At 42.0% G+C, this 24,721-nt stretch carries 15 protein-coding genes, 4 rRNA genes and 2 pseudogenes; 4 read left to right on the top strand and 17 right to left on the bottom strand.

All coding sequences use genetic code 11. From position 1 onward, the window contains the following. Positions 1 to 261 precede the first annotated feature (261 nt). From rrf (AB8618_RS03155) to AB8618_RS03135, 5 genes and pseudogenes are all read right to left on the bottom strand, one after another. Positions 262 to 376, bottom strand: a 5S ribosomal RNA gene (rrf, locus tag AB8618_RS03155). Positions 377 to 439: 63 nt separating this feature from the next. Continuing rightward, positions 440 to 554, bottom strand: a 5S ribosomal RNA gene (gene rrf / locus AB8618_RS03150). 137 nt (positions 555 to 691) lie between these two features. Beyond that, positions 692 to 3,578 (bottom strand): 23S ribosomal RNA (locus tag AB8618_RS03145). A 289-nt stretch (positions 3,579 to 3,867) separates the two neighbouring features. Continuing rightward, positions 3,868 to 5,403: ribosomal RNA gene (locus tag AB8618_RS03140) — 16S ribosomal RNA — on the bottom strand. Together the 16S, 23S and 5S rRNA genes form the textbook arrangement of a ribosomal RNA operon. Positions 5,404 to 6,005: 602 nt before the next feature. After that, positions 6,006 to 6,862: pseudogene (locus AB8618_RS03135) on the bottom strand (tetratricopeptide repeat protein). A 112-nt stretch (positions 6,863 to 6,974) separates the two neighbouring features. Here AB8618_RS03135 and AB8618_RS03130 point away from each other — a divergent pair. After that, entirely contained in the window at positions 6,975 to 8,285 is a 1,311-nt protein-coding gene (locus AB8618_RS03130; RefSeq protein WP_413401343.1) for a M20 metallopeptidase family protein, read from the top strand. A 28-nt stretch (positions 8,286 to 8,313) separates the two neighbouring features. Here AB8618_RS03130 and AB8618_RS03125 read toward each other — a convergent pair whose 3' ends face one another. From AB8618_RS03125 to pomA, 4 genes and pseudogenes are all read right to left on the bottom strand, one after another. Further along, positions 8,314 to 10,254, bottom strand: a complete 1,941-nt coding sequence (locus AB8618_RS03125; RefSeq protein WP_413401342.1) for a DNA topoisomerase III — start codon at positions 10,252 to 10,254, stop codon at positions 8,314 to 8,316. A 77-nt stretch (positions 10,255 to 10,331) separates the two neighbouring features. Continuing rightward, entirely contained in the window at positions 10,332 to 10,718 is a 387-nt protein-coding gene (locus AB8618_RS03120; RefSeq protein ID WP_409424794.1) for a hypothetical protein, read from the bottom strand. Positions 10,719 to 10,967: 249 nt separating this feature from the next. Continuing rightward, positions 10,968 to 11,886, bottom strand: a pseudogene (locus tag AB8618_RS03115) (flagellar motor protein MotB). 2 nt (positions 11,887 to 11,888) lie between these two features. Continuing rightward, a complete protein-coding gene (gene pomA, locus AB8618_RS03110; protein WP_010390948.1) occupies positions 11,889 to 12,656 on the bottom strand; it encodes a flagellar motor protein PomA in 768 nt (255 codons plus the stop codon). A 302-nt stretch (positions 12,657 to 12,958) separates the two neighbouring features. Between pomA and xseB the strand changes: the two genes are divergently transcribed. The 3 genes from xseB (at position 12,959) to dxs (ending at position 16,067) form a co-directional block, all read left to right on the top strand. Further along, positions 12,959 to 13,201, top strand: coding sequence for an exodeoxyribonuclease VII small subunit (gene xseB / locus AB8618_RS03105; protein WP_138605171.1), 243 nt, complete (start codon positions 12,959 to 12,961; stop codon positions 13,199 to 13,201). 2 nt (positions 13,202 to 13,203) lie between these two features. Beyond that, a complete protein-coding gene (gene ispA / locus AB8618_RS03100; RefSeq protein WP_413401340.1) occupies positions 13,204 to 14,091 on the top strand; it encodes a (2E,6E)-farnesyl diphosphate synthase in 888 nt (295 codons plus the stop codon). A gap of 113 nt (positions 14,092 to 14,204) precedes the next feature. Beyond that, complete coding sequence (gene dxs / locus AB8618_RS03095) at positions 14,205 to 16,067, top strand: 1-deoxy-D-xylulose-5-phosphate synthase (protein ID WP_413401339.1); 1,863 nt, start codon at positions 14,205 to 14,207, stop codon at positions 16,065 to 16,067. Positions 16,068 to 16,127: 60 nt separating this feature from the next. On the opposite strand, the gene AB8618_RS03090 is transcribed toward dxs, so the two are convergent. From AB8618_RS03090 to ribD, 8 genes are all read right to left on the bottom strand, one after another. Further along, on the bottom strand, positions 16,128 to 19,214 hold the full coding sequence (locus tag AB8618_RS03090) for a diguanylate cyclase domain-containing protein (RefSeq protein ID WP_413401338.1): 3,087 nt from the start codon (positions 19,212 to 19,214) through the stop codon (positions 16,128 to 16,130). A gap of 31 nt (positions 19,215 to 19,245) precedes the next feature. Further along, positions 19,246 to 19,731: a phosphatidylglycerophosphatase A gene (locus AB8618_RS03085; protein WP_008110211.1), complete on the bottom strand. Its 486-nt coding sequence runs from the start codon at positions 19,729 to 19,731 to the stop codon at positions 19,246 to 19,248. Next, positions 19,728 to 20,702 (bottom strand): thiamine-phosphate kinase, encoded by a 975-nt coding sequence (gene thiL / locus AB8618_RS03080; RefSeq protein WP_413401337.1) that lies wholly within the window; start codon positions 20,700 to 20,702, stop codon positions 19,728 to 19,730. Before thiL ends, AB8618_RS03085 begins: the two co-directional genes overlap by 4 nt. 88 nt (positions 20,703 to 20,790) lie before the next feature. Next, the gene (gene nusB, locus AB8618_RS03075) at positions 20,791 to 21,201 is read right to left on the bottom strand and encodes a transcription antitermination factor NusB (RefSeq protein ID WP_010390936.1); all 411 of its coding nucleotides are present in this window, start codon (positions 21,199 to 21,201) and stop codon (positions 20,791 to 20,793) included. 15 nt (positions 21,202 to 21,216) lie between these two features. Next, positions 21,217 to 21,681, bottom strand: a complete 465-nt coding sequence (gene ribE, locus AB8618_RS03070) for a 6,7-dimethyl-8-ribityllumazine synthase (protein WP_008110216.1) — start codon at positions 21,679 to 21,681, stop codon at positions 21,217 to 21,219. 93 nt (positions 21,682 to 21,774) lie between these two features. Beyond that, positions 21,775 to 22,887, bottom strand: a complete 1,113-nt coding sequence (gene ribBA, locus AB8618_RS03065) for a bifunctional 3,4-dihydroxy-2-butanone-4-phosphate synthase/GTP cyclohydrolase II (protein ID WP_010390933.1) — start codon at positions 22,885 to 22,887, stop codon at positions 21,775 to 21,777. A 28-nt stretch (positions 22,888 to 22,915) separates the two neighbouring features. Then, the gene (locus AB8618_RS03060; protein ID WP_413401336.1) at positions 22,916 to 23,569 is read right to left on the bottom strand and encodes a riboflavin synthase; all 654 of its coding nucleotides are present in this window, start codon (positions 23,567 to 23,569) and stop codon (positions 22,916 to 22,918) included. Positions 23,570 to 23,593: 24 nt separating this feature from the next. Then, the gene (gene ribD / locus AB8618_RS03055) at positions 23,594 to 24,721 is read right to left on the bottom strand and encodes a bifunctional diaminohydroxyphosphoribosylaminopyrimidine deaminase/5-amino-6-(5-phosphoribosylamino)uracil reductase RibD (protein WP_413401335.1); all 1,128 of its coding nucleotides are present in this window, start codon (positions 24,719 to 24,721) and stop codon (positions 23,594 to 23,596) included.

Below are 24,721 nucleotides of genomic sequence, written 5' to 3'. Positions count from 1 at the left end.
AGTGTGCGCTATTTGCTTTCCTGTAAACAGCAAAAAACCCGTCACATTACTGTAACGGGTTTCCTTTATTTAAATCCTGGTAATGACCTACTTTCACATAACAAATGCTACACTATCATTGTGTCGGGGCGGCCTTCCGCGGGGCTCGCCTTCGAGCTGTTTTGTTTGACTACTGAGTTTGGCATGGGCTCTTGGCTATTTACTAAACCCCAGACAGCAAAAAACCAGTCACATTACTGTAACGGGTTTCTTTTATTTAGATCCTGGTAATGTCCTACTTTCACATAACAAATGCTACACTATCATCGGCGCTGTTTCGTTTCACTACTGAGTTCGGCATGGGTTCAGGTGGGTCCAAAACGCTATTGTCACCAAGAAAATTCTTTTCAATTTTCTTATTATTAATTTTTAAATTTAAAGTCTTTCGACTAAATTTGGAGCCTGGTAATGACCTACTTTCACATAACAAATGCTACACTATCATCGGCGCTGTTTCGTTTCACTACTGAGTTCGGCATGGGGTCAGGTGGGTCCAAAACGCTATTGTCACCAAGCAAATTTGGTTGTCAGTCCGTATTACTACGCACTAACTAAAATTTGGAATTCTGATAATAAAAGTTTTCAGTAATCTACTTTAGTCTATTAACTTCTTCGCTTGTTTCACTATCACATAAAACGCGTTTGGCGTTGTATGGTTAAGCCTCACGGGTAATTAGTACAAGTTAGCTTAATGGCTCACACCACTTCCACATCTTGCCTATCAACGTTGTAGTCTTCAACGGCCCTTCAGAGACTTTAAAAGTCTAGTGAGAACTCATCTCGAGGCCTGCTTCGCGCTTAGATGCTTTCAGCGCTTATCAGTTCCGAACGTAGCTACCGGGCAATGCCATTGGCATGACAACCCGAACACCAGCGGTTCGTTCACTCCGGTCCTCTCGTACTAGGAGCAACCCCTCTCAATTCTCAAACGCCCACGGCAGATAGGGACCGAACTGTCTCACGACGTTCTAAACCCAGCTCGCGTACCACTTTAAATGGCGAACAGCCATACCCTTGGGACCGACTTCAGCCCCAGGATGTGATGAGCCGACATCGAGGTGCCAAACACCGCCGTCGATATGAACTCTTGGGCGGTATCAGCCTGTTATCCCCGGAGTACCTTTTATCCGTTGAGCGATGGCCCTTCCATTCAGAACCACCGGATCACTATGACCTACTTTCGTACCTGCTCGACGTGTCTGTCTCGCAGTTAAGCTGGCTTCTACCATTACACTAACCGTACGATGTCCGACCGTACTTAGCCAACCTTCGTGCTCCTCCGTTACTCTTTGGGAGGAGACCGCCCCAGTCAAACTACCCACCAGGCACTGTCCGTAACCCCGATTCAGGGGCCAACGTTAGAACATCAAAACTACAAGGGTGGTATTTCAAGGACGACTCCACAAAAACTAGCGTCTCTGCTTCTAAGTCTCCCACCTATCCTACACATGTAGGTTCAATGTTCAGTGCCAAGCTGTAGTAAAGGTTCACGGGGTCTTTCCGTCTAGCCGCGGGTACACAGCATCTTCACTGCGATTTCAATTTCACTGAGTCTCGGGTGGAGACAGCGTGGCCATGGTTACACCATTCGTGCAGGTCGGAACTTACCCGACAAGGAATTTCGCTACCTTAGGACCGTTATAGTTACGGCCGCCGTTTACCGGGGCTTCGATCAAGAGCTTCTCCGAAGATAACCCCATCAATTAACCTTCCGGCACCGGGCAGGTGTCACACCGTATACGTCATCTTGCGATTTTGCACAGTGCTGTGTTTTTAATAAACAGTCCCAGCCACCTGGTCACTGCGGCTCCAATCAGCTTAGAGAGCAAGTCTCATCACCAATCGGAGCGTACCTTCTCCCGAAGTTACGGTACGATTTTGCCTAGTTCCTTCACCCGAGTTCTCTCAAGCGCCTTAGTATTCTCTACCTGACCACCTGTGTCGGTTTGGGGTACGATTCGGTATAATCTGAAGCTTAGAGGCTTTTCCTGGAAGTATGGCATCAGCAACTTCATCACCTTGGTGACTCGTCTCGTGTCTCAGCCTAACAGCAACCCGGATTTACCTAAGTCACTAGCCTACACACTTTCACATGGACTACCATCGCCATGCTTGCTTAGCCTGCTCCGTCCCCCCATCGCAATTATACCAAGTACGGAAATATTAATCCGTTTCCCATCGACTACGCCTTTCGGCCTCGCCTTAGGGGTCGACTTACCCTACCCTGATTAACATGGGATAGGAACCCTTGGTCTTCCGGCGTGCGGGTTTTTCACCCGCATTATCGTTACTCATGTCAGCATTCGCACTTCTGATACGTCCAGCATACCTCCCGGTACACCTTCAACCGCTTACAGAACGCTCCCCTACCACTCAGAATAAATTCTGAATCCGCAGCTTCGGTGCATAGTTTAGCCCCGTTACATCTTCCGCGCAGACCGACTCGACCAGTGAGCTATTACGCTTTCTTTAAAGGATGGCTGCTTCTAAGCCAACCTCCTGGCTGTCTGGGCCTTTCCACATCGTTTCCCACTTAACTATGACTTTGGGACCTTAGCTGGCGGTCTGGGTTGTTTCCCTCTTCACGACGGACGTTAGCACCCGCCGTGTGTCTCCCGGATATTACTTTACGGTATTCGGAGTTTGCAAAGGGTTGGTAAGTCGGGATGACCCCCTAGCCTTAACAGTGCTCTACCCCCGTAAGTATTCGTCCGAGGCTCTACCTAAATAGATTTCGGGGAGAACCAGCTATCTCCCGGTTTGATTAGCCTTTCACTCCTAACCACAGGTCATCCCCTAACTTTTCAACGTTAGTGGGTTCGGTCCTCCAGTTGATGTTACTCAACCTTCAACCTGCCCATGGCTAGATCACCGGGTTTCGGGTCTATACCTTGCAACTATTCGCCCAGTTAAGACTCGGTTTCCCTACGGCTACCCTAATCGGTTAACCTCGCTACAAAATATAAGTCGCTGACCCATTATACAAAAGGTACGCAGTCACCCAACAAGTGGGCTCCTACTGCTTGTACGTACACGGTTTCAGGTTCTATTTCACTCCCCTCACAGGGGTTCTTTTCGCCTTTCCCTCACGGTACTGGTTCACTATCGGTCAGTTGGGAGTATTTAGCCTTAGATGATGGTCCACCTATATTCAGTCAAAGTTTCACGTGCTCCGACCTACTCGATTTCACTTAAAATGCGTTTTCATGTACGGGACTATCACCCTGTATCGTGGCACTTTCCAGAGCCTTCCATTAACACATAATAAGCTTAAGGGCTGTTCCGATTTCGCTCGCCGCTACTATCGGAATCTCGGTTGATTTCTTTTCCTACGGGTACTTAGATGTTTCAGTTCTCCGCGTTCGCCTCGTTAACCTATGTATTCAGTTAACGATACCTGCAAGCAGGTGGGTTTCCCCATTCGGAAATCCTAGTCTCAAGTGCTTTTTACTAGCTTGACTAGGCTTATCGCAAGTTAATACGTCCTTCATCGCCTCCAACTGCCAAGGCATCCACCGTGTACGCTTAGTCACTTAACCATACAACCCAAACGGGTCTTTGTTTTGTGACAGTTTAACTTCGCCAGAAGTTAATATTGAATACTAAAGTAGATACCAATTAATCCGAAGATTAAATTGGCACTGAATGATACTGCTATCATTCTTTTTTACTTTTGAAAACTCTGTACAAATAACAATGTTATTCATACGAATTTTATTATCAGCTTTTCCAAATTTTTAAAGAGCATATTAATTAGTTAACCCAAAGGGTAAAACTAACTAACAATCATCTGTGTGGACACTACGAACAAATAAGTTCTAAATCGTATAAGGAGGTGATCCAGCCCCAGGTTCCCCTAGGGCTACCTTGTTACGACTTCACCCCAGTCATGAATCACTCCGTGGTAAACGTCCTCCCGAGGGTTAGACTATCTACTTCTGGAGCAACCCACTCCCATGGTGTGACGGGCGGTGTGTACAAGGCCCGGGAACGTATTCACCGCGTCATTCTGATACGCGATTACTAGCGATTCCGACTTCATGGAGTCGAGTTGCAGACTCCAATCCGGACTACGACGCACTTTAAGTGATTCGCTTACTCTCGCGAGTTCGCAGCACTCTGTATGCGCCATTGTAGCACGTGTGTAGCCCTACACGTAAGGGCCATGATGACTTGACGTCGTCCCCACCTTCCTCCGGTTTATCACCGGCAGTCTCCTTAGAGTTCTCAGCATTACCTGCTAGCAACTAAGGATAGGGGTTGCGCTCGTTGCGGGACTTAACCCAACATCTCACAACACGAGCTGACGACAGCCATGCAGCACCTGTATCAGAGTTCCCGAAGGCACCAAACCATCTCTGGTAAGTTCTCTGTATGTCAAGTGTAGGTAAGGTTCTTCGCGTTGCATCGAATTAAACCACATGCTCCACCGCTTGTGCGGGCCCCCGTCAATTCATTTGAGTTTTAACCTTGCGGCCGTACTCCCCAGGCGGTCTACTTAATGCGTTAGCTTTGAAAAACAGAACCGAGGCTCCGAGCTTCTAGTAGACATCGTTTACGGCGTGGACTACCAGGGTATCTAATCCTGTTTGCTCCCCACGCTTTCGTACATGAGCGTCAGTGTTGACCCAGGTGGCTGCCTTCGCCATCGGTATTCCTTCAGATCTCTACGCATTTCACCGCTACACCTGAAATTCTACCACCCTCTATCACACTCTAGTTTGCCAGTTCGAAATGCAGTTCCCAGGTTGAGCCCGGGGCTTTCACATCTCGCTTAACAAACCGCCTGCGTACGCTTTACGCCCAGTAATTCCGATTAACGCTCGCACCCTCCGTATTACCGCGGCTGCTGGCACGGAGTTAGCCGGTGCTTCTTCTGTCAGTAACGTCACAGCTAGCAGGTATTAACTACTAACCTTTCCTCCTGACTGAAAGTGCTTTACAACCCGAAGGCCTTCTTCACACACGCGGCATGGCTGCATCAGGCTTGCGCCCATTGTGCAATATTCCCCACTGCTGCCTCCCGTAGGAGTCTGGGCCGTGTCTCAGTCCCAGTGTGGCTGATCATCCTCTCAAACCAGCTAGGGATCGTCGCCTTGGTGAGCCATTACCTCACCAACTAGCTAATCCCACTTGGGCCAATCTAAAGGCGAGAGCCGAAGCCCCCTTTGGTCCGTAGACATTATGCGGTATTAGCAGTCGTTTCCAACTGTTGTCCCCCACCTCAAGGCATGTTCCCAAGCATTACTCACCCGTCCGCCGCTCGTCAGCAAAGTAGCAAGCTACTCTCTGTTACCGCTCGACTTGCATGTGTTAGGCCTGCCGCCAGCGTTCAATCTGAGCCATGATCAAACTCTTCAATTAAAAAGTTTTTTGTCTTTCGACAGCTCAATGAATTCTGAATTTATTTAATATCTTTCGATATTGAATTGACTGTGCTGCAATTCCTACCGAAGTAGTTATTGCTGTTGGTCACTCAGTTTAAATTGAGACTCTAAATTTGTTTGCCTCACTACCTAAGTAGCTTGGCTGTTAGAACTCAATCTGTACGAGTGCCCACACAGATGATTGCTTTATATTGTTAAAGAACGTTGCGATTAAAGCGTTAAACTTTATCTCGCTAGGGCTGCGCATATTACGCCTTCCTATTTTTTTGTCAACACTTAATTTTGATAAAGTTTAAATTTTCAGAACTAAGTTTTACTCGACTCACTGAGTAGCTCGTGCCTCGCTATGCGTTGCGCTCTGCCGTCTCAGTGGGGTCGCATTATAGGGCTAATCGATTTTAACGCAAGCGTTTTTAAACGCTTTTTTGCATTTAATTTTTACCCCAAAGATACCCCACCCAGACACACAAGATACCCACAAAACCCTGTGGATAACCTTGCTTTTACCCTGCTATCCTAACGCAGAAACAAAAAAGCACCTTAACATTGGTGCTTTTTATAGAGAGTTTATCTTAATCGTTAATACAAAATGCTATAAAGCTTGCGACGATATTTAGCAGCTAGCGCATCGCCATCAGGTAAAGACGCAATAACAGCCAAGAAGTTTGGCTTAGCCTCATCAAAATTCAGATCTTTTTTAAGAATAGTAAAGAGTGCTTCTAATGCTTCTTCTTTCCTTCCTGCTTCATTGAGTAGGTTACTAAGTTCCATTTGTAATTCAAGCTCATTGGGATGCTTGGCTACTCTTTCTTGCAATGCTTTTATTTCAGGTGAATCGGTTGCCTCTAGCGCAGCCTCACATTTAGCTTTAATGTTATTAAAGTATGCATCTTGATCTTGTGCTTCTATTGTCTCTATTAATGCAGCGGCTTCATCTAGTTTGTGAATCTGTATACATATATCTGCAAGCACTAATTTAATTCTCGCATTACGACTATCTAATTCATACGCTTGCTTAGCATGATTAAACGCGGCATTTAAATCACTATTAATAAGTGCTTGCTTGGCTTGCTCTAATAATAGATCTTGTTGCGCAGGTAAATGTTTAGATAGAGCGTCACGTACTTGGCTTTCTGTTTGTGCACCCGCTAATACATCAACTGGAGCTGAGTCTTTTAATAACACTAAGGTAGGCAAAGTTTGTAAACCTACTTGCTGGGCAAGTTGCGAGGCCAAAGCTTGCTCTGCATCACAATCTAAGTTTGCAACAACTATATAATTATTATATTCAGCGGCTAGCTTATCTAAAATAGCTGCTTGGCTAATGCATTCTGGGCTTTGTGGCGAAAAAAGTTAAGTAGTACTAACTTTTGTTGTGATGTTTCACCTAATACTTGCTGAAGATTCTGTGCGTTAAGATTAACTATATTGCTCATTGAATTATTGCCATGTTCATCTATTTAGGTTTTTATATGGTGATGAAGATAATAATTACAAGACATGTGTCTAAATCATTTAAGACACACATACTATATAAATGAGGGAAATATGAAATTAGCCTATGCGAGTGCACTGTGTTTACTAGTTAGCCCACTATTAAGTGCGCAAACACTCAAGTTGGATCTCGATAAAAGTATGCCAGCAATAGAAAAGCTTTATCTAGATTTACACCAGTCACCTGAACTGTCTTATCATGAACAACAAACTGGTAAAAAAATGGCTACGCAACTTCAAAAGCTAGGGTTTGATGTAACCGATAACGTTGGCGGGTATGGCGTCGTAGGTATTTATAGAAATGGCCAAGGCCCTACCGTTATGATTCGAACTGATACTGATGGCTTACCAATCACAGAACAAACTGGCAAAGCATACGCATCAACTGTTACCACGATAAATGAACAAGGTAGCGAAGTCGGTGTTATGCATGGTTGTGGTCATGATATTCATATGAGTTCATTTATAGGCACCGCACAACAACTAATTAAAAATAAACAGTCGTGGCAAGGTACTTTAATGATGGTTGCGCAACCTGCTGAAGAAGTTGGGGGTGGTGCAAAAGCAATGCTGAGTGAGGGATTATTTAGCAAATATGCAAAACCCGATCATATTATTGCTTTACATGTCAGTGCCAGTGTACCGGCAGGAAAAGTTGCTCTGAAAAATGAGTACACTATGGCAAGTGTCGACTCGGTTGATATTTTAATAAAAGGTAAAGGTGGCCATGGAGCCTATCCACATACGACTGTAGACCCTGTGATTATTGCTGCTCGCACCATTTTGGCATTACAAACTATTACAAGTCGTGAATTATCTCCTTTGGAACCATCAGTGATTACTGTTGGCTCTATCCATGGCGGCTCAAAACACAATGTAATTTCTGATGAAGTAAAACTACAACTTACTCTGCGTAGCTATAACCCAGACGTTAGAAACGCGCAAATTGCTGCAATTAAACGCATCAGTGCAGGTATTGCCCACAGTGCGGGCCTGAAAGAAGCGCTCTATCCAAAAGTGTATGTTCATGAAAGTGAGTCTATTCCATCTACTTACAATAACCCGGAGCAAACCAATATAGTTAGGAGTGCTATTGCTGATGCAATTGGCGCAACTAATGTACTGGAAACAAAGGCGGTTATGGCTGGTGAAGACTTTGGCTTGTATGGTAGAACAGATGAAAACCTACCTATTACATTATTTTGGTTAGGCGGAGTTAACCAACAGCAATATACAAATGCGATGAAAAATAACGAAACACTCCCTTCATTACATTCAAGTAAATTTGCTCCCGATTATAAAGTAGCGCTTCCAACTGGAATAACAGCAATGAGTAATGCGGCTGTAGCATTATTCAATCAATAACCTTGAACGTTATTTTTAAGCCCCGCGATTAATTTACCGCAGGGCTTTTTTTGTAACTCGACTTTTTATACGGCGCTTTTTTTGTACGTTTAGCAAAACGCTTTTTAGGTGACGTTTTTGGCAAATTTGCAAACACATCACTATTACAGTTGGTTGCTTGGTTTACAAAATTAGTTAAATCAGCAAGTAAAGGCTGTATAAACTGCTGATAACTCATTGCTTGCTGAGCTATATCTCCTAAACTCGACTCCCATTTTGCGGTTAAATCGGGGCTTGATAACCCCTCAGGTAATACACTAATTAGTGCCAGACCTGTTTCAGTCGCTTTAATTGCCTTTCCTTCACGTTTTAAAAAGCGACGTTTAAATAACAGTTCAATGATGCCTGCACGAGTAGCCTCAGTACCAAGGCCATCAGTCTCTTTTAATATTTTTTTGATTTGTGAGTCTTTTACATAACGGCTAATCCCTGTCATGGCAGCAAGTAAGGTTGCATCGGTAAAATGAGCAGGAGGAGTTGTATGCTTTTGCACCACCTCACCTTTAGTACAGGTAAGTGCCATGCCTTTTTCTAAATGAGGCAATGTCGCCTCTTCTTTAAGTTCTGACTTACCCATAAGTAATTTAAAACCTAAACTTACATCTTGTTTTGCATTAGCCCTAAATAAACCACCGGCTAGGGTTACCTCTACTTTGGTTTCGTTGTATATGTAGTCAGGATAAAACTGAATTAAATAATGTCGACTTATTAACTGATAAATTTTTGCTTCATCATTGGCTAAACTCACACTTTTTAACTGTTTAGCTGTCGGTACAATCGCGTGGTGAGCTGCTACCTTTGAATCGTTAAAACATTTACTTCGTTTTTTTGCATCTGCTCCATTAACAAATTCTGTTTTTTGGCCATCATTTACTGCAATCGCTTTTAGTATCGCAGCTGCATCTTGGTGATGATCTTTTGGTAAATAACGATTATCTGAACGTGGATAGGTAATTAATTTATGGCGTTCATATAAGGTTTGGCAAATATCCAATACCCTTTGTGCTGGCATACCAAAAGCTTTAGCAGCATCTATTTGTAAAGCAGATAGATTATAAGGAAGCGGTGCGGTTTGCTTTTTTTGCTTTTGCTCAAGTGCAGTTACGCTTGCTGGTTGATTAGCGATACGAGAAGTGACATTTTCAGCTAAAGCTTTGTTAAGCACTCTGCCCTCTTCATCTTGATATGGGGCGCATGCTTTACTTGGTACCCACTTAGCTGTAAAGGCATCATTCTGAGGGGTAACTAAATGAGCAAGTACTTCAAAAAAGGGTTTTGATACAAAATTTGCGATCTCGTTATCGCGATTAACGACTAGACCCAAAATAGGTGTTTGCACTCTCCCAACCGACAACACATTACCAAATCCCGCTTTTTGCCCCGCTAATGTGTATGCACGCGTCAAGTTCATGCCAAACAACCAATCAGCACGAGACCGCGCTAAAGCAGAAACACTCAAAGGAATAAATTCACGGTTAGTGCGCATACTATGTAGTGACTTTTTAACCGCCGTTAAATTTAAGTCACTGATCAGTAAGCGCTGAATATTCTGTTTTTTTACTTGGCTGATTTTTGCTTGCTCTATAACTTCATCAACCAGTAACTGGCCTTCACGGTCAGGATCGCCAGCATGTACAAGTGTTGTTGCTTGTTTGATTAGCTTTTTTAAGATAGTGAGTTGTTTACGAGTTTTAGGCTTTGCTTTAAGTTGCCAATGCTCAGGCACAATAGGTAAATGTTCAAACTGCCACTTTTTAAAACGCTCGTCATAGTCATCGGGTTCTGCTTGTTCGAGCAAATGACCTATGCACCAAGATACGCAATCACCATTCGCTACCTCAATATAGCCATCATGCTTTTTATGCGGTTTAGGAAGTGCATCTGCAATAGCGCGACCCAACGAGGGTTTTTCAGCAATATAAAGTTTCATAACCAAAAGCTCTAACACTGTTCATATAAACAGTAGTCTAGCATATCATTTTAAAACGGGGGATATTTTTATAATTTCTAACTTAAAGCTTTATTTCGGTTATTAACAAAAATATATAAAAGAGGAAGATAACACACTATAATAGTGCCAATATTAATTAATGGCAGCAAAGTTTTATACATATAAGTGCTGTAGGATAAATCCCAAAGGTGACGGTCAACTAGACGAAACAACTGCAGGATGGGTGCACCAATAACCACAAGTTGGCCCAGTACGCATTGCCACAAATGCAGTTTATCTTTCAGACCCCAATAAGCAACTAGTGCCATCCAAGATAAATCGTTTAATGCCCAAACTACATAACGGTATATGTAAGTGCCGTCATCAAACTCTTTGAGCGATGAATGAATTAAAGCACCAAAAAGAAAAAAGCGGCTGTTAATAAAGTAAATCTTAAAGCGCAAAAATCTTTTCGTAAATAAAAAACAAAAATAGCTGGGCTCAAAATAAGCACCCAGCTACTATTTAAAATTTCTAAGACTTTATCAAACCAATCAGGCATGATTACTTAGTAAAATTCGTTTTTTTATCATCGTCATCGCCAGTACCGTTACCAGGCATACTACAATACTTATCCAACATATACACTCCAGTTTAATTACATCTGTTAACAAAGATGTATTCTATGCTAAAAAAAACAAAACCAATAAATTCTATCTAATATCAATAGGATCTGATTCTTTCGCCTTGCCTTGTAAGATTGATATTTCCACCCGGCGGTTACGTCTTCGATCTTCTCGGGAGTCGTTCGGCACTAAAGGTCTGGTTTCTGCACGCCCAACGACCATCATTCGAGTTTTATCAAAACCCGCAACTTTTTGCAGCTCACTTGCTACCGCAACAGCTCGTTTAGAGGACAAATCCCAGTTATTAATATAAAGCTCATTAGAGACTTGGAAGTCATCAGTGTGACCGGAGACGGTTATCTCCCCTGGCACATCTTTTAGTAACCGACCAATATCTTGAATGATAGGTTTAAACTGGGGCTGTAAAAACGCACTGCCCGATGGAAACGAACCATTTTCTCTTATACGAATAATGATTTGCTGACCTAATGACTCAAGCTCAATAGCTCCATCAATAATTTGCTTTTCGAGTTGTTGTGCAATTTTTTTAACTAAATCATTTATTTGCTCTTGATCAGCAGCAGAAACGGCAGGCGCTGAAGCAACTTCTTCTGAGGTGCTGCTAGACTCACCGCCTCGTTTTTCGCCTCGTTGCTCTTGGCGTCCACCAGCAGAGCTTTCATCGCCCGCCTGAAACTCTAGCATTTGCTGAGTCATTTCAACTGTTTGCTGCTGAATAGTTTCAATCGGGGTCGGCTCAGGCTTACCTGGAGTAAATTCCATAGCTATAACCGAGGTGCCTTTTGGAATATCTTTAACTTCAATTTTATTTTGTACACCGAAAGCAAACTTCATAGAGCCTGCAATTTGCTTAAATTTAAGCACATCCATTTCAGAAAACGCGAGTAAGAGTACAAAAAAGCACATTAATAGCGACATTAAATCGGCAAATGTCCCCATCCATGCAGGTAACCCAGGGGGGGCATTTACACTCTTCATCAGACATAACTATTCCTCAGTGTTTACTGCGCGTTTAGACTCAGCCAAATAATTTTTCAAGATCCCCTCAATTACTTTAGGGTTTTGGCCATCTTGGATGCCTAATACTGCATCCAAAATAAGTCGCTGGTTCATTGCTTCTTCGTCTTTACGCAATTCAAGTTTTACCTGAATAGGAATGGCGACAACATTCGCCAAAAATGCCCCATACAACGTTGTTAACAAGGCTACCGCCATGGCTGGGCCGATTGCTTTTGGGTCATCCATATTCGATAACATAGCCACCAAGCCGATTAATGTACCAATCATCCCCATTGCAGGAGCAATATCACCTAGCGACTTAAATAAGCTTGCGCCCATTTCATGACGAGTTGTTGTCAGGGAAATATCTTTTTGTAATGTTGCACGCACTACATCTGCATCATGCCCATCTACAAGCATATCAACGCCTTTGCGCATAAATGGATTTGGAATTTCAGCCTCTTCTAATGCTAAGAACCCACCTTTACGTGCAGAATCTGCTAGCTCAACCGCCTTTTCAATTAACGCTTCAGGGGGTTCAATTTTAAACATAAACGCTTTAGCACACACCTTACCAATGCCTAAAAATTGCGACATAGTAAAATTGGATAAAACGATAAAAAGGGAACCACCAAATACAATAACCACTGAAGGGGTATTGTAAAACATACCGACTTCACCGCTACTACTCATAAACATGGACATGACAATTAAGCCAATTGCGCCAAGGATCCCAATAATGGTTGCTAAATCCACATTCCCTCCAAAGGTTTTATATTTTTTCTTCGCAAGCGTTGTTATTAAATGTATATCGGCAAGATACTGAAATACTTAAGTGATTTTTATGATAAACGATAAAATTACAATTAGTCCTATTTTAGATCAACATAGGTAATCAATCTAACTAATCAAAATTTATAATTTAAAAAATAACGCTGAAGCGCAGTAAAACCCAATAAACAGCATTTATCTATCAAAAAAACATAACATTCTTTGACCTAGTTTAGCATTCCCCCTAAAATTGGCGTCTAAATTTATTATGTAAGTTGAAAATAAAGATGGCGACTAAAAAACCTGAAAATTTAAGTTTCGAACAAGCACTAGAAGAGTTAACAACAATTGTCAGTGAAATGGAACAAGGTGATTTATCGCTTGAACAGTCTTTAAAGCAATTTGAGCGCGGCATTGCATTAGCCAGTGCGTCTTCCGGTAAACTTCAACAAGCCGAGCAAAAGGTGTCGATATTAATGGGTAATGACGAAAAAGCACCGCTTACTCAATTTAATAACGATATGGAATAATTGTGAGCATAAAAGAACAAATAAAGCTTGCTCAAGATGATGTAGCCAATACACTCAATCTTTATTTCGAACAACCTCTTGAAAGCGACAACACCATAAAAGAAGCCACCCATTATAGTTTAATGAATGGCGGGAAAAGATTGCGGCCCTTTTTAGTTTATACCACAGGTAAAATGTTGGGTGCTGACAAGCGTGATTTAGATGTACTTGCAGCAGCGATAGAGTGCATTCATAGCTATTCATTAGTGCATGACGATTTGCCCGCTATGGATGATGATGATTTACGTCGCGGTCGCCCCACATGCCATATTATCTATGGTGAAGCACAAGCTATTTTAGCAGGTGATGCACTGCAAACCTTAGCATTTGAGCTTATTGCTAAGCACACATTTAAATGCTCAACAGAAGCTCAGTTAAAAATGATTGCAGAACTAGCCCATGCTTCAGGTTTGCAAGGAATGGTTGCCGGACAAGGGCGTGATATTGCAGCAACCGATAAACTGATTACGGTTGACGAATTAGAACGTATTCATAAACTTAAAACAGGCGCATTAATAAATTGTGCGATTACTCTGGGCGCACTTTGCGCACCTAATATTAGCCAACACACTTTAGATAACTTATCTACTTTTGGGTATGCTATTGGGCTGGCCTTTCAGGTTCATGACGACATTTTAGATGTTGAGGGCGACACCCTGACTTTAGGTAAGCCTCAAGGGTCAGATATTGCAGCGAATAAAGCGACATACCCTGCTTTATTAGGTATGCTAGGTGCTAAGCAAAAAGCACTAAATTTGATACAGCAAGCCCATGAGGCGTTAGCCAATATTGACGCAGATACAACCGACTTAGCGGCATTGGCAAACTATTTAATTGAACGTGACCATTAAACATGGCTAAAACGTATTAACTCTTAGAACAAAATTATTACTGAATATTAGATTACCTCTTAAATCTATTTTTTTGAGGAAAGTTAATATTAGCGAAGGATATATAAAAAACCATGACACTTGATAGCAGCAAGTATCCATTACTTAATTTGGTGAACGAACCAGCCCACTTGCGAGACTTAGCACAAGATAAGCTTCCTGCATTTAGCCATGAATTGCGTGATTACTTACTCAATTCAGTATCGCAAAGTAGCGGCCATTTAGCGTCTGGTTTAGGAACCGTAGAACTTACCGTTGCATTACATTACGTGTACAACACTCCCGATGACCGTTTAGTTTGGGACGTAGGTCATCAAGCCTACCCACATAAAATATTGACAGGACGTCGAGACCAAATGCACACCATTCGCCAAAAAGATGGATTGCACCCATTTCCATTTAGAGACGAAAGTGAATACGATACGTTTAGCGTTGGCCATTCAAGTACCTCTATTTCAGCGGCATTGGGGATGTCTATTGCGGCGCAAAAAGAAGGAAAAGGTCGTAAAACCGTAGCGGTTATAGGCGATGGCGCTATTACCGCTGGCATGGCTTTTGAAGCGATGAATCACTTAGGTGATGTGAAATCAGATATGCTGATCATTTTAAATGATAACGAAATGTCGATTTCTGAAAACGTCGGCGCGTTAACTAATCATTTTGCGCGTATTTTATCAGGTAGCTTTTATACCAACATCCGCGAAGGCAGTAAAAAGCTTCTTTCTGGCGTACCGCCGGTAAAAGAGCTGGCTAGCCGCATGGAAGAGCACATTAAGGGAATGATGATCCCAGGTACTTTTTTTGAAGAGCTAGGCTTAAACTATATTGGCCCAATTGATGGCCATGATGTAAATATGTTGGTAGATACACTGCGCAACATGCGCAACTTAAAAGGCCCACAACTGCTTCATATAAAAACTCAAAAAGGCAAAGGCTACAAACCAGCAGAAGCCGACCCGATTGGTTATCATGGTGTACCAAAATTTGATCCTGCGACTTCAAGTTTACCAAAATCTAAGCCAAGTGCGGCGACTTTCTCAAATGTATTTGGTGATTGGCTTTGCGATATGGCAGAGCAAGACAACAAGTTAATGGCAATTACTCCTGCGATGCGTGAAGGTTCGGGAATGGTGCGCTTTTCTAAAGAACACCCAGAACAATATTTTGATGTGGCAATTGCTGAGCAACACGCTGTAACCCTTGCTGCAGGTTTTGCTTGTGAAGGGTTAAAACCCGTTGTTGCCATCTACTCTAGCTTTTTACAACGTGCGTATGACCAATTAATTCACGACGTTGCATTGCAAAACCTACCGGTATTATTTGCTATTGACCGCGCAGGTATTGTCGGAGCCGATGGTGAAACTCACCAAGGCGCCTACGACCTCAGCTTTATGCGCTGTGTTCCTAACATGATTATTATGGCACCAAGTGACACTAACGAATGCCGTCAAATGCTATACACAGGCTATCAAGCCAACTGCCCTGTAGCCGTGCGTTATCCGCGTGGTAGTGCGGGCACAGCAGAAGTTCAAAGTGCTATGCAACAGCTCGAAATTGGTAAAGCTAATGTAATTAAACAAGGTAATAAAGTAGCTATATTGTCATTTGGTACCTTACTTGAAAACGCTCAATTAGCCACTGATGAGCTCAATGCCACTTTAGTTAATATGCGATTTATTAAACCACTCGATACGGGTTTAATTGATGAACTTTTCGCTAGCCACGATATCATTGTAACACTTGAAGATAATGCAATTTCTGGTGGTGCAGGTTCGGCAGTTAATGAGTATTTAGCTACTCAAAAAGCGGCTGTAAAAATACTTAACTTAGGTATACCGGATGAATTTATTAAACACGGTACTCAACAGCAAATGCACGATGAAATGGGGTTAGGTGAGCAAGGTATATTAACCTCAATCAAAGCATTTATGAGCTAATACTTATAGTGTTTAATAAAAAGGAGCCCTTGGCTCCTTTTTTATTGCTAACTTTAACCTCTAGCGCATCCACACCTTAATATCGGCTAAACCATTACTTTGCAATAAGCCAATCTGCTGTTCAACATTCGGGTTTTGCTCAAACTCAAATGCATCTAATTGCTCATCAAAGGTAATGTTAGCGACGCCATCGCCGCCGCGTTTTTTAACTTGATGCAATGCGATATCAGCTAAATTAATCGATGTTTCCCAGCTAATAACCTGACCACCTAGCAGAGGTAGCGGATAGAAAGACCAACCCACTGACGCTGTTATATTGGTTGTTTCGCCGTTAGGAAGTTGGAAGGTATAATCGGCAATGGCTTGGCATAATTCAGATACATAGCTGTCGATTAAATTACACTTAAAATCGCGCAACAACAGTAAAAACTCATCACCACTCCAACGGGCAACATAATCAGAACCCTGGGTACGCGAGTTAAGTAATGCCGCTACTTGTTGTAAACAGCTATCTCCAGCAATAGGACCATAAGCATCGTTAATGCGGCTAAAGTTATCTAAATTAATAATTAACAACACCAAAGATTTACCCTGAGCCTGCAATGACTGCGAATTACGCTGAAAATGCTCAATATCTTTTGGTAGTTGATCAAACAAGAAACGACGACTTCTCAGCCCAGTTAGCTCATCAGAGTGACTAACAAGTTTAAGCTGAGAATTTACTTGGTTTAATTTATCATTCGCTTGGCGAAGCTCTAGAGTTCGTTCAGTAATAAGCCCTTCGAGTACTTGTTGCTTACGTCGCTCTTGAACTTTAAATACCCAAAACACTAAATAGAAGAGCAACACAAAACCACTGGTGATCAGTAATCTAAAGTAGATGGTTTCACCAAATCGTTCAGGAACAACAAACGTATATTCGGCTGATTGCGCTTTACCCCAATCCTCACCTTGGCGTTTGGTTTCTAATTCAAATAAAAACATACCAGCGGGTAAATTTGTATAAATTGCTTCTCGACGGGTATTTGCATAGCGCCAATCGTTATCAAGCCCATTAAGTTTATATCTAAACTCAATACTTGCCGGAGCGTAATAGTCAATCGCAGTATAGGTAAGTGTTACATCACGCTCATCGGTCTCAAGAACCGGTTTTTCACCTAACGCGGCAGCTGCAAGCTTTCGTGATGGCGTTGTTAAGGTTTCTATAGTTGGTTTAAGCGAACGTAATCCAAATAACTCTACGTCTTTCGGAATTTCCACCACACCTTGTAAGCTGGGGTACCAAATAGAGTTATCCATATCAACCACCGCATCATGGCCTAAACCATTACAACATTGGCTAGCTTTACCATCGAGCTGACGGTCAAATGAAGAAATCACTTCTTCTACTTTTAGGCTTTCGATGTTGGCTTTAAATTGCTCAACAGGCATGCGGTAAACCCCTTTCATGGTGCTTACCCAAATTCGCTTTGAGGTGTCATCGTATTCTAAACTGAATATGGAACCATATGGCAATCCATTGGCGGCGTCTAGTTGCTGCCATTGCCCTTGTCCACTGCGATAAAACAGGCCATCATTCAACGAGCCAATTAAAATGCCTACCCCTTTTATATGTAAAATGCTGGTCACATAAGCGCTTTCCAAAGTGGTTTGGTCGCCAATTTTTTCTATCCCACGTCCAGTAAAATAATACGCACCTTTACTGGTGCCAATAACCCCAAAATTTGGTTTATCTAAAACATAGGTTACAAACTTACTGCCTAAAAAAGCATTGTACGCAAAAGGGTTTAAACCATTGTAATTTAAACGGTATAACCCTCGTCCGGTGCCTATCCAAAAACCGCCTTTAGTTGAAGTGCTAATTGCAAAAACAGGGTTATCGCTCAATGCACGAGCAGGGAAACTATATAAGGTATTTGATTCGTAGAAAAACAAGCCTCTGCCAGTAGCAACATAAAGGCGATCGCCATCAAATTGCAGGTCATGTACCGAGGCATTTCCATACTTGGCACTATTAATAACATTAATAAAAGTTTTATCGGCATCAAAATAGCCAACACCACTTTTGTTGGCAATCCATAACTTACCATCAGGTGATTTACTAATTGCCATTACCGCTTCGGTCATTTTAGAAATGGCAGAATGGCGCTCTATTCGACCTTCGTGAGCAAGCCATAGCCCTTCACTAAAACTCGCTAACCATATGTTATTTTCATCATCTCTAAATATATCAGCAAACCAAATACTCTGATCTAGCTGGCTTGGTTCAACCCACTGCCAATCATTAGATTTAGCTCTAAATAATAAACGTCCATAGGTTGATACCCATAAGCCGCCATTACCGTCGCTCATAAATTTATACACAGCTGAGTTATTAGCATTGGGGAGTGGAAACGGACGTAGCTCGTCATCTAAATCTAAAAAATAAGCCCCTAATTCAGAAGCTAGGTACAAATTACCATTTAAAAACGATAAATCGTGAACAATAGTTTGCGCTAAACGATCGGGCAAAGCCACTTTAGCAGTTAGTTCTAAGCGTAATTTAGAAAAGTCAGACGAGCTTTGTGTTAAGCGTAATAAATTACGGTCGTTAACCAGCCAAATCCCCTCAGGTGAAAGCGCCATTTTACTGACCGACCCCACAATTTGGGTAATAGCAGTGGCGTTTACAATAGGGCTAGGATTATTTAGTTGGTCGCGCAGTTCTATTTGGCCTCTGTCTATATAATAGAGCCCATTAGCTGCTATCCAAATACTGCCTTGAGAGTCTTCAAGAATATCTCTTACAGGGCCTTTAATATTAAACTCTTGAGCGGTTAGCTTTTCAGGGTCAATAACCACAAGGCCATTTTTAGTGCCTACCCACAATAAGCCTTCTCCATCGATCAATAATTTATTAATACCATTGCTGGGTAAAAATAAACTATTTTGGGTATTATAATTAGTGAAGGTATTGCCATCAAAACGGCTTAATCCAAATTGAGTGCCAAGCCACATATAGCCTTGGTTATCTTGCACTACACTTTTTAGAGATTGTGAGGGTAAGCCGTCTTTGATATTCCATTGTTTAACTACGTAATCAGTAATTGAGGCCGTACTTGGCATGGCACATAGTATAAGTACACAAACCAATAAAAATCGCATCATAGTGCTGCCACCTAGTTAAACAAATAATAAATTAAAAGGGTAGTAAACCTACTTTTATCAATGCTTGCAAACAAATAAGCGAAAAAATACCTGCAAGCACATCATCGGCCATAATACCAAACCCACCATGGGCACGTTTATCGAGTATGCGAATCGGCCCTGGCTTTGCTATATCAAAAAAGCGAAACAGTAAAAAGCCCACTAATAATGTTTGCCAGTTAAGCGCTGCGCCAATCATAGTAATATAGTAACCAGCAACTTCATCCCAAACAATTGCTGGATGATCATGTACTTGAAGGTCATCGGCTGTTTTTCCACATGCCCAAATACCAAATATGCTTATGACTACTGCAAATACAATTTGTAACCACAGCGGAAAATGCATAGTAATAAAAATAAATGGTAGTGCAGCCAATGTACCAAATGTACCAGGTGCTTTTGGTGCAAGCCCAGTACCAAAGCCCAAACCAAAAAATTGATGTGGGCGTTTTAAATTAAATAATCGGTTTTTATTCAAACCTGCTCCTTGGAAAAGTGCTCAAAACCTTTATGTTCAAAAGCAAACTTCTCACCTTGGTGTAATAACTCTATATTGCCGTCACCACTTTTGATTTGCCCGATACAGCTTGCCTCTACACCGTATTGGCGCAGCTTAATATCTAGCATACTCTTGTTACTATCAGCAACGGTATACAGTAACTCGTAGTCATCGCCATAGTTAAGAACAAAAGGAAGTCGCTGCTCAAAATCAAGACTCGCTTGCATAGCATCTGAGGTGGGGACATTTTCAATATTAATGATGGCACTAACTTGTGATAAATTTAGCACATGCCCTAAGTCGGCTAGTAACCCATCGGAAATATCAATGGCCGACGATGCCAAGCCTCGTAACGCTTGCCCAGCAGCTACACGTGGCGTGGGGAAATTTAAACGTTTATTAATATCTTTTAAGTGTTCAGGTGCAATCGATAAGCCTTGTTTTTTCGATTCAATCGCCAACCCAGCATCACCAAGCGGACCGGTTACAAAAATCCAATCACCCACTTTTGCGCCACTTCTACGTAATGCTGTGCCTTCTGGAACTGTACCTTTTGCACAAATAGTAATACTAAGTGGGCCTTGAGTGGTATCACCACCAATGATCTGAACATTAAAGTACTCAGCAATTTCATGCATGCCATCAGTCAGCTCAGCAATCCATTGTGGATCGATACTAGGTAACGTAAGTGCAACCGACACCCAAGTAGGCTCTGCGCCCATGGCAGCTAAGTCACTTAAGTTAACAGCAAGAGCTCGATGCCCTAATGCGCGAGGGGAGATATCGTGAAAAAAATGCACCCCAGCAACTAAGGTATCTGTGGTTACAGCAAGCTGACAGTTCGCAGGTACTGTGACAAGCGCACAGTCATCTCCAATCCCTAAATTAACATCGCGACGAGTAATGCCACGACCTTTAAAGTAACGATTAATTAATTCAAATTCCTTCATACACAAAAAAGCCGACCTATGCCGGCTCTCCTTTTTAACGGTTATTTATAGCAACTCATCTGATAATAAATTTCAGTTAAAGTTGTTATTACTTACGTAACTGCTTTACAGCTTTATCAAGTACACCGTTTACAAATTTATGGCTATCTTCAGCGCCAAACATTTTAGCTAATTCAATGCTTTCATTGATAGCGACTTTGTAAGGAACGTCTTCACGAAATTTAAGCTCGTAGCTGCTTAAACGTAAGATTGCACGTTCAACTTCGTCTAATTCATCAAATGGACGAGTTAAATGAGGCGATACAGCTTCGTCTAGTTGCTTGTGATTTACAGCAACTCCACGCGCTAAATCTTTAAAATATTCAACATCAATTTTAGTCACATCGTTTTCGATCAACATTTGTTGTTCGATATCGGCAATTGCATTGCCGCTTAATTGCCATGAATATACGGCTTGAAGTGCTAAGATACGTGCTTTACGTCTTGCTGCTGGTTTCACAAAAATTCCTTAAACTTAAATTTTATCTAACACATTAACCATTTCAAGCGCACCTAAAGCAGCTTCGCCGCCTTTGTTACCCATTTTGGTGCCTGCGCGCTCAATTGCTTGCTCAATGCTTTCAGTGGTTAATACGCCAAATGCAACTGGGATATCATACTCAAGTGATACTTGTGCAAGCCCTTTATTTGACTCGCCAGCGACGAGATCAAAGTGAGGCGTGCCCCCTCTGATCACTACACCTAAGGCGATAATTGCATCATATTCTTTTTTTGCTGCAACGCGTTTCGCTGCTAAAGGTAATTCAACCGCACCTGGTACGTAAATCACGGTAATATCGTCTTCAGATACTCCACCAGTACGTTTTAGCTCATCAACAGCACCTGCAAGCAAGCTACTACCAATAAAGTCATTAAAACGAGAAATGACAATGGCAAACTTTTTGCCTGGAGCGTATTTATTACCTTCAATAATTTTCATTTGATAACCCTAAAAATAAGTTTAAGCGATTTCGGTTGCGCAAAAATTGCTGCGCATTATACCACAAAAATAAAATAATAGCCTAGCGTGTAATTATTGTGGCTCTACGTAGTCAACAACTTCTAAATGGAAGCCTGATAATGCATGATATTTTTTCGGTAAACTCATCAAACGCATTTTTTGGATACCTAAATCAGCCAAAATTTGTGAGCCTACACCTACGGTACGTGAAGTACCTTGGAATTTGCGTGGCGTTACACTCTCGCCAGCATCAGCTGCAGCGAATGCTTTAACAGTCGCTTCTAATTCGTCAGTGCTTTCTTGCTTACCTAAAATAACTAAAGCGCCATTATGCTCAGCTATATACGCCATGGCTTGCGATAATCCCCAACTGCGATCAGCGTTGCGATCAGAGAGTAGAATATCGTTAAAGGTGCTTTGTAAGTGCACTCGCACTAACGTCGGTTCTTGTTGTTTTATTTCACCTTTAAGCAATGCATAGTGCAGCTGTCCGTCAATCGTGTCTTTGTAAGTCACTAAGTCAAATTCACCATGCTCAGTTGGCAATTTACATTTTGCAACTTGCTCAATAGTGGTTTCATTTAGGTTACGGTATTCGATTAAATCAGCTATGGTGCCAATTTTAATATCATGTTGCTTAGCAAATACTTCTAAGTCAGGGCGGCGCGCCATGGTGCCATCTTCATTAAGAATTTCTACAATCACTGATGACGGCTCAAGACCCGCTAAACGCGCTAAATCGCAGCCAGCTTCAGTGTGCCCTGCGCGCGTTAATACGCCGCCAGGTTGCGCCATAATAGGGAAAATATGCCCAGGTTGTACAATATCACTTGGCACAGCGCCTTTAGCAATGGCAGCTTGAACAGTACGAGCACGATCCGCTGCAGAAATACCCGTTGTAACCCCTTTTGACGCTTCAATAGACATAGTAAAGTTGGTCGAGAACGCGGCACCGTTATTTTTAACCATCAGCGGTAAATCAAGTTGCGAGCAACGCTCTTGAGTCATGGTTAAACAAATTAACCCACGGCCATGAGTCGCCATAAAGTTAATTGCTTCTGCACTAATGTGCTCAGCAGCAATAATTAAATCGCCTTCATTTTCTCTGTCTTCATCGTCCATTAAAATAACCATTTTACCGGCTTTAATGTCATCTATTATTTCTTGTGCGCTGTTTAAATTCATAAGTTGCTCGTATAAGTTGTCAATATCGTTATTTTATAAAGCCCGCTTTAGCGAGTAAGCTCATTGAAATATCTGAACCAGTAGGATGCTCAGCTCCCTTTACAAGGCGCTCTAAATAACGTGCTATTTGGTCGACCTCTAGATTCACTTTGGTACCGACTTGAAAATCGGCTATGGTCGTTTGCCCGCTGGTGTGGGGTACAATTGTCAGTTTAAATTTATTACCTTCAACCGCATTGACCGTTAAGCTAATACCATCAATACACACAGACCCTTTATAAGGAATGTATTTCATTAAATTTTCGTCGGTGGCTAACCAATATTCTGTTGCTCGCGCATTGGTATTAATTGCAGTGATAGTGGCAATACCATCTACATGACCAGACACTAAATGGCCTCCAAGGCGCGATACAGGTTGCATCGCCTTTTCTAAGTTAACTGTTTGCCCTAAAGCGTAATGTGCAAACCCTGTTAAGCTAATCGTTTCATTTGATAAGTCAGCACTAAAGCCATCTACATACTTATCAACAACCGTGAGGCACACACCATTGGTTGCAATACTGTCACCTAACTTAACATCACTCATATCAAGGTTTTTACTTTGGATACGAATAGCTAAATCACCTTGTTTTTTTTGTAATAACGCAATTTTACCTGTCGCTTCAACTATTCCAGTAAACATAGTGCTACTCTTTATATAAAATGATTAATGAGCTTTTTTTAGTGCTGTGATACGTAAATCATCACCAATTGGCACACACTCATTAAAAGTTAAATTAATGGTATTTTGCATACTCATTAACTCTGGGAAATTCAGTAAACTTCTTGCATCACTACCCATTAACTTAGGGGCAATGTAAAAAACAAACTCATCAATTAAACCAAGTTCAGCCATTTTTCCGGCCAATGTGGCACCCGCTTCTAACCACACATTATTAAACTGTAATTGCGCTAGCTTTTGCAGCGCTGCTTGTAAGTCTACTTTATTGTTCTTTTCGGGGACTTCAATATGTTTAACAAAATGAGGCCACTGATGCGATTTATCAACCCGAGTGGTGAATATTATCACCTCACTTTGAATTGAAAATAAGGCAAGTTCAGGCGTGAGTCTATTTTGGGAATCAATAATAACGCGAACAGGTTGGCGCAGTGGCAAATTGGTCGGTAAAGAAACCGGAAGTTCTTCTGGGCGTACATTTAATTTTGCATCATCGATTATGACTGTATCGGCACCGGTTAAAATTGCACAGCTCTGAGCACGATATAGTTGTACATCTTGGCGCGCAGCGGGCCCTGTTATCCATTTACTTTGGCCGTTTTTAAGCGCCGTTTTACCATCAATACTGGCGGCCATTTTGCAGGTTACAAAGGGTAACCCCTGCTCCATACGTTTAAAAAAACCAAGGTTTAATGCGCGAGCTTGCTCTTCAAGTAATCCGTAAGCGACGTCAATTCCTGCATCTGCTAAAATTTTCAGGCCTTTGCCTGCAACTTGCGGGTTGCTGTCAACCATAGCAGCAACCACTTTTTTTACACCCGCGGCCTTTAGCCCTTCAGCGCAAGGCGGTGTGCGACCATAATGACTGCAAGGCTCTAGGGTTACATAAGCGGTTGCACCTTTAGCATTTTCACCGGCCTCAGCCAAAGCATTAACTTCAGCATGACCTTGTCCTGCTAATTGATGAAACCCTTCAGCTATTATTTTATTATTTTTTACGAGTACGCAGCCTACATTAGGATTAGGAGTGGTGGTAAAGCGCCCTTTTTTTGCCAGCTCAATGGCGCGTGCCATATAACGTTTATCATCCTCTGAAAACGAGCTTTGCATGGTCAT

This window comes from Pseudoalteromonas sp. RW-H-Ap-1, from assembly GCF_048318575.1.
Taxonomy (GTDB): domain Bacteria; phylum Pseudomonadota; class Gammaproteobacteria; order Enterobacterales; family Alteromonadaceae; genus Pseudoalteromonas.
This window is presented reverse-complemented; position numbering and strand designations above follow the sequence as displayed.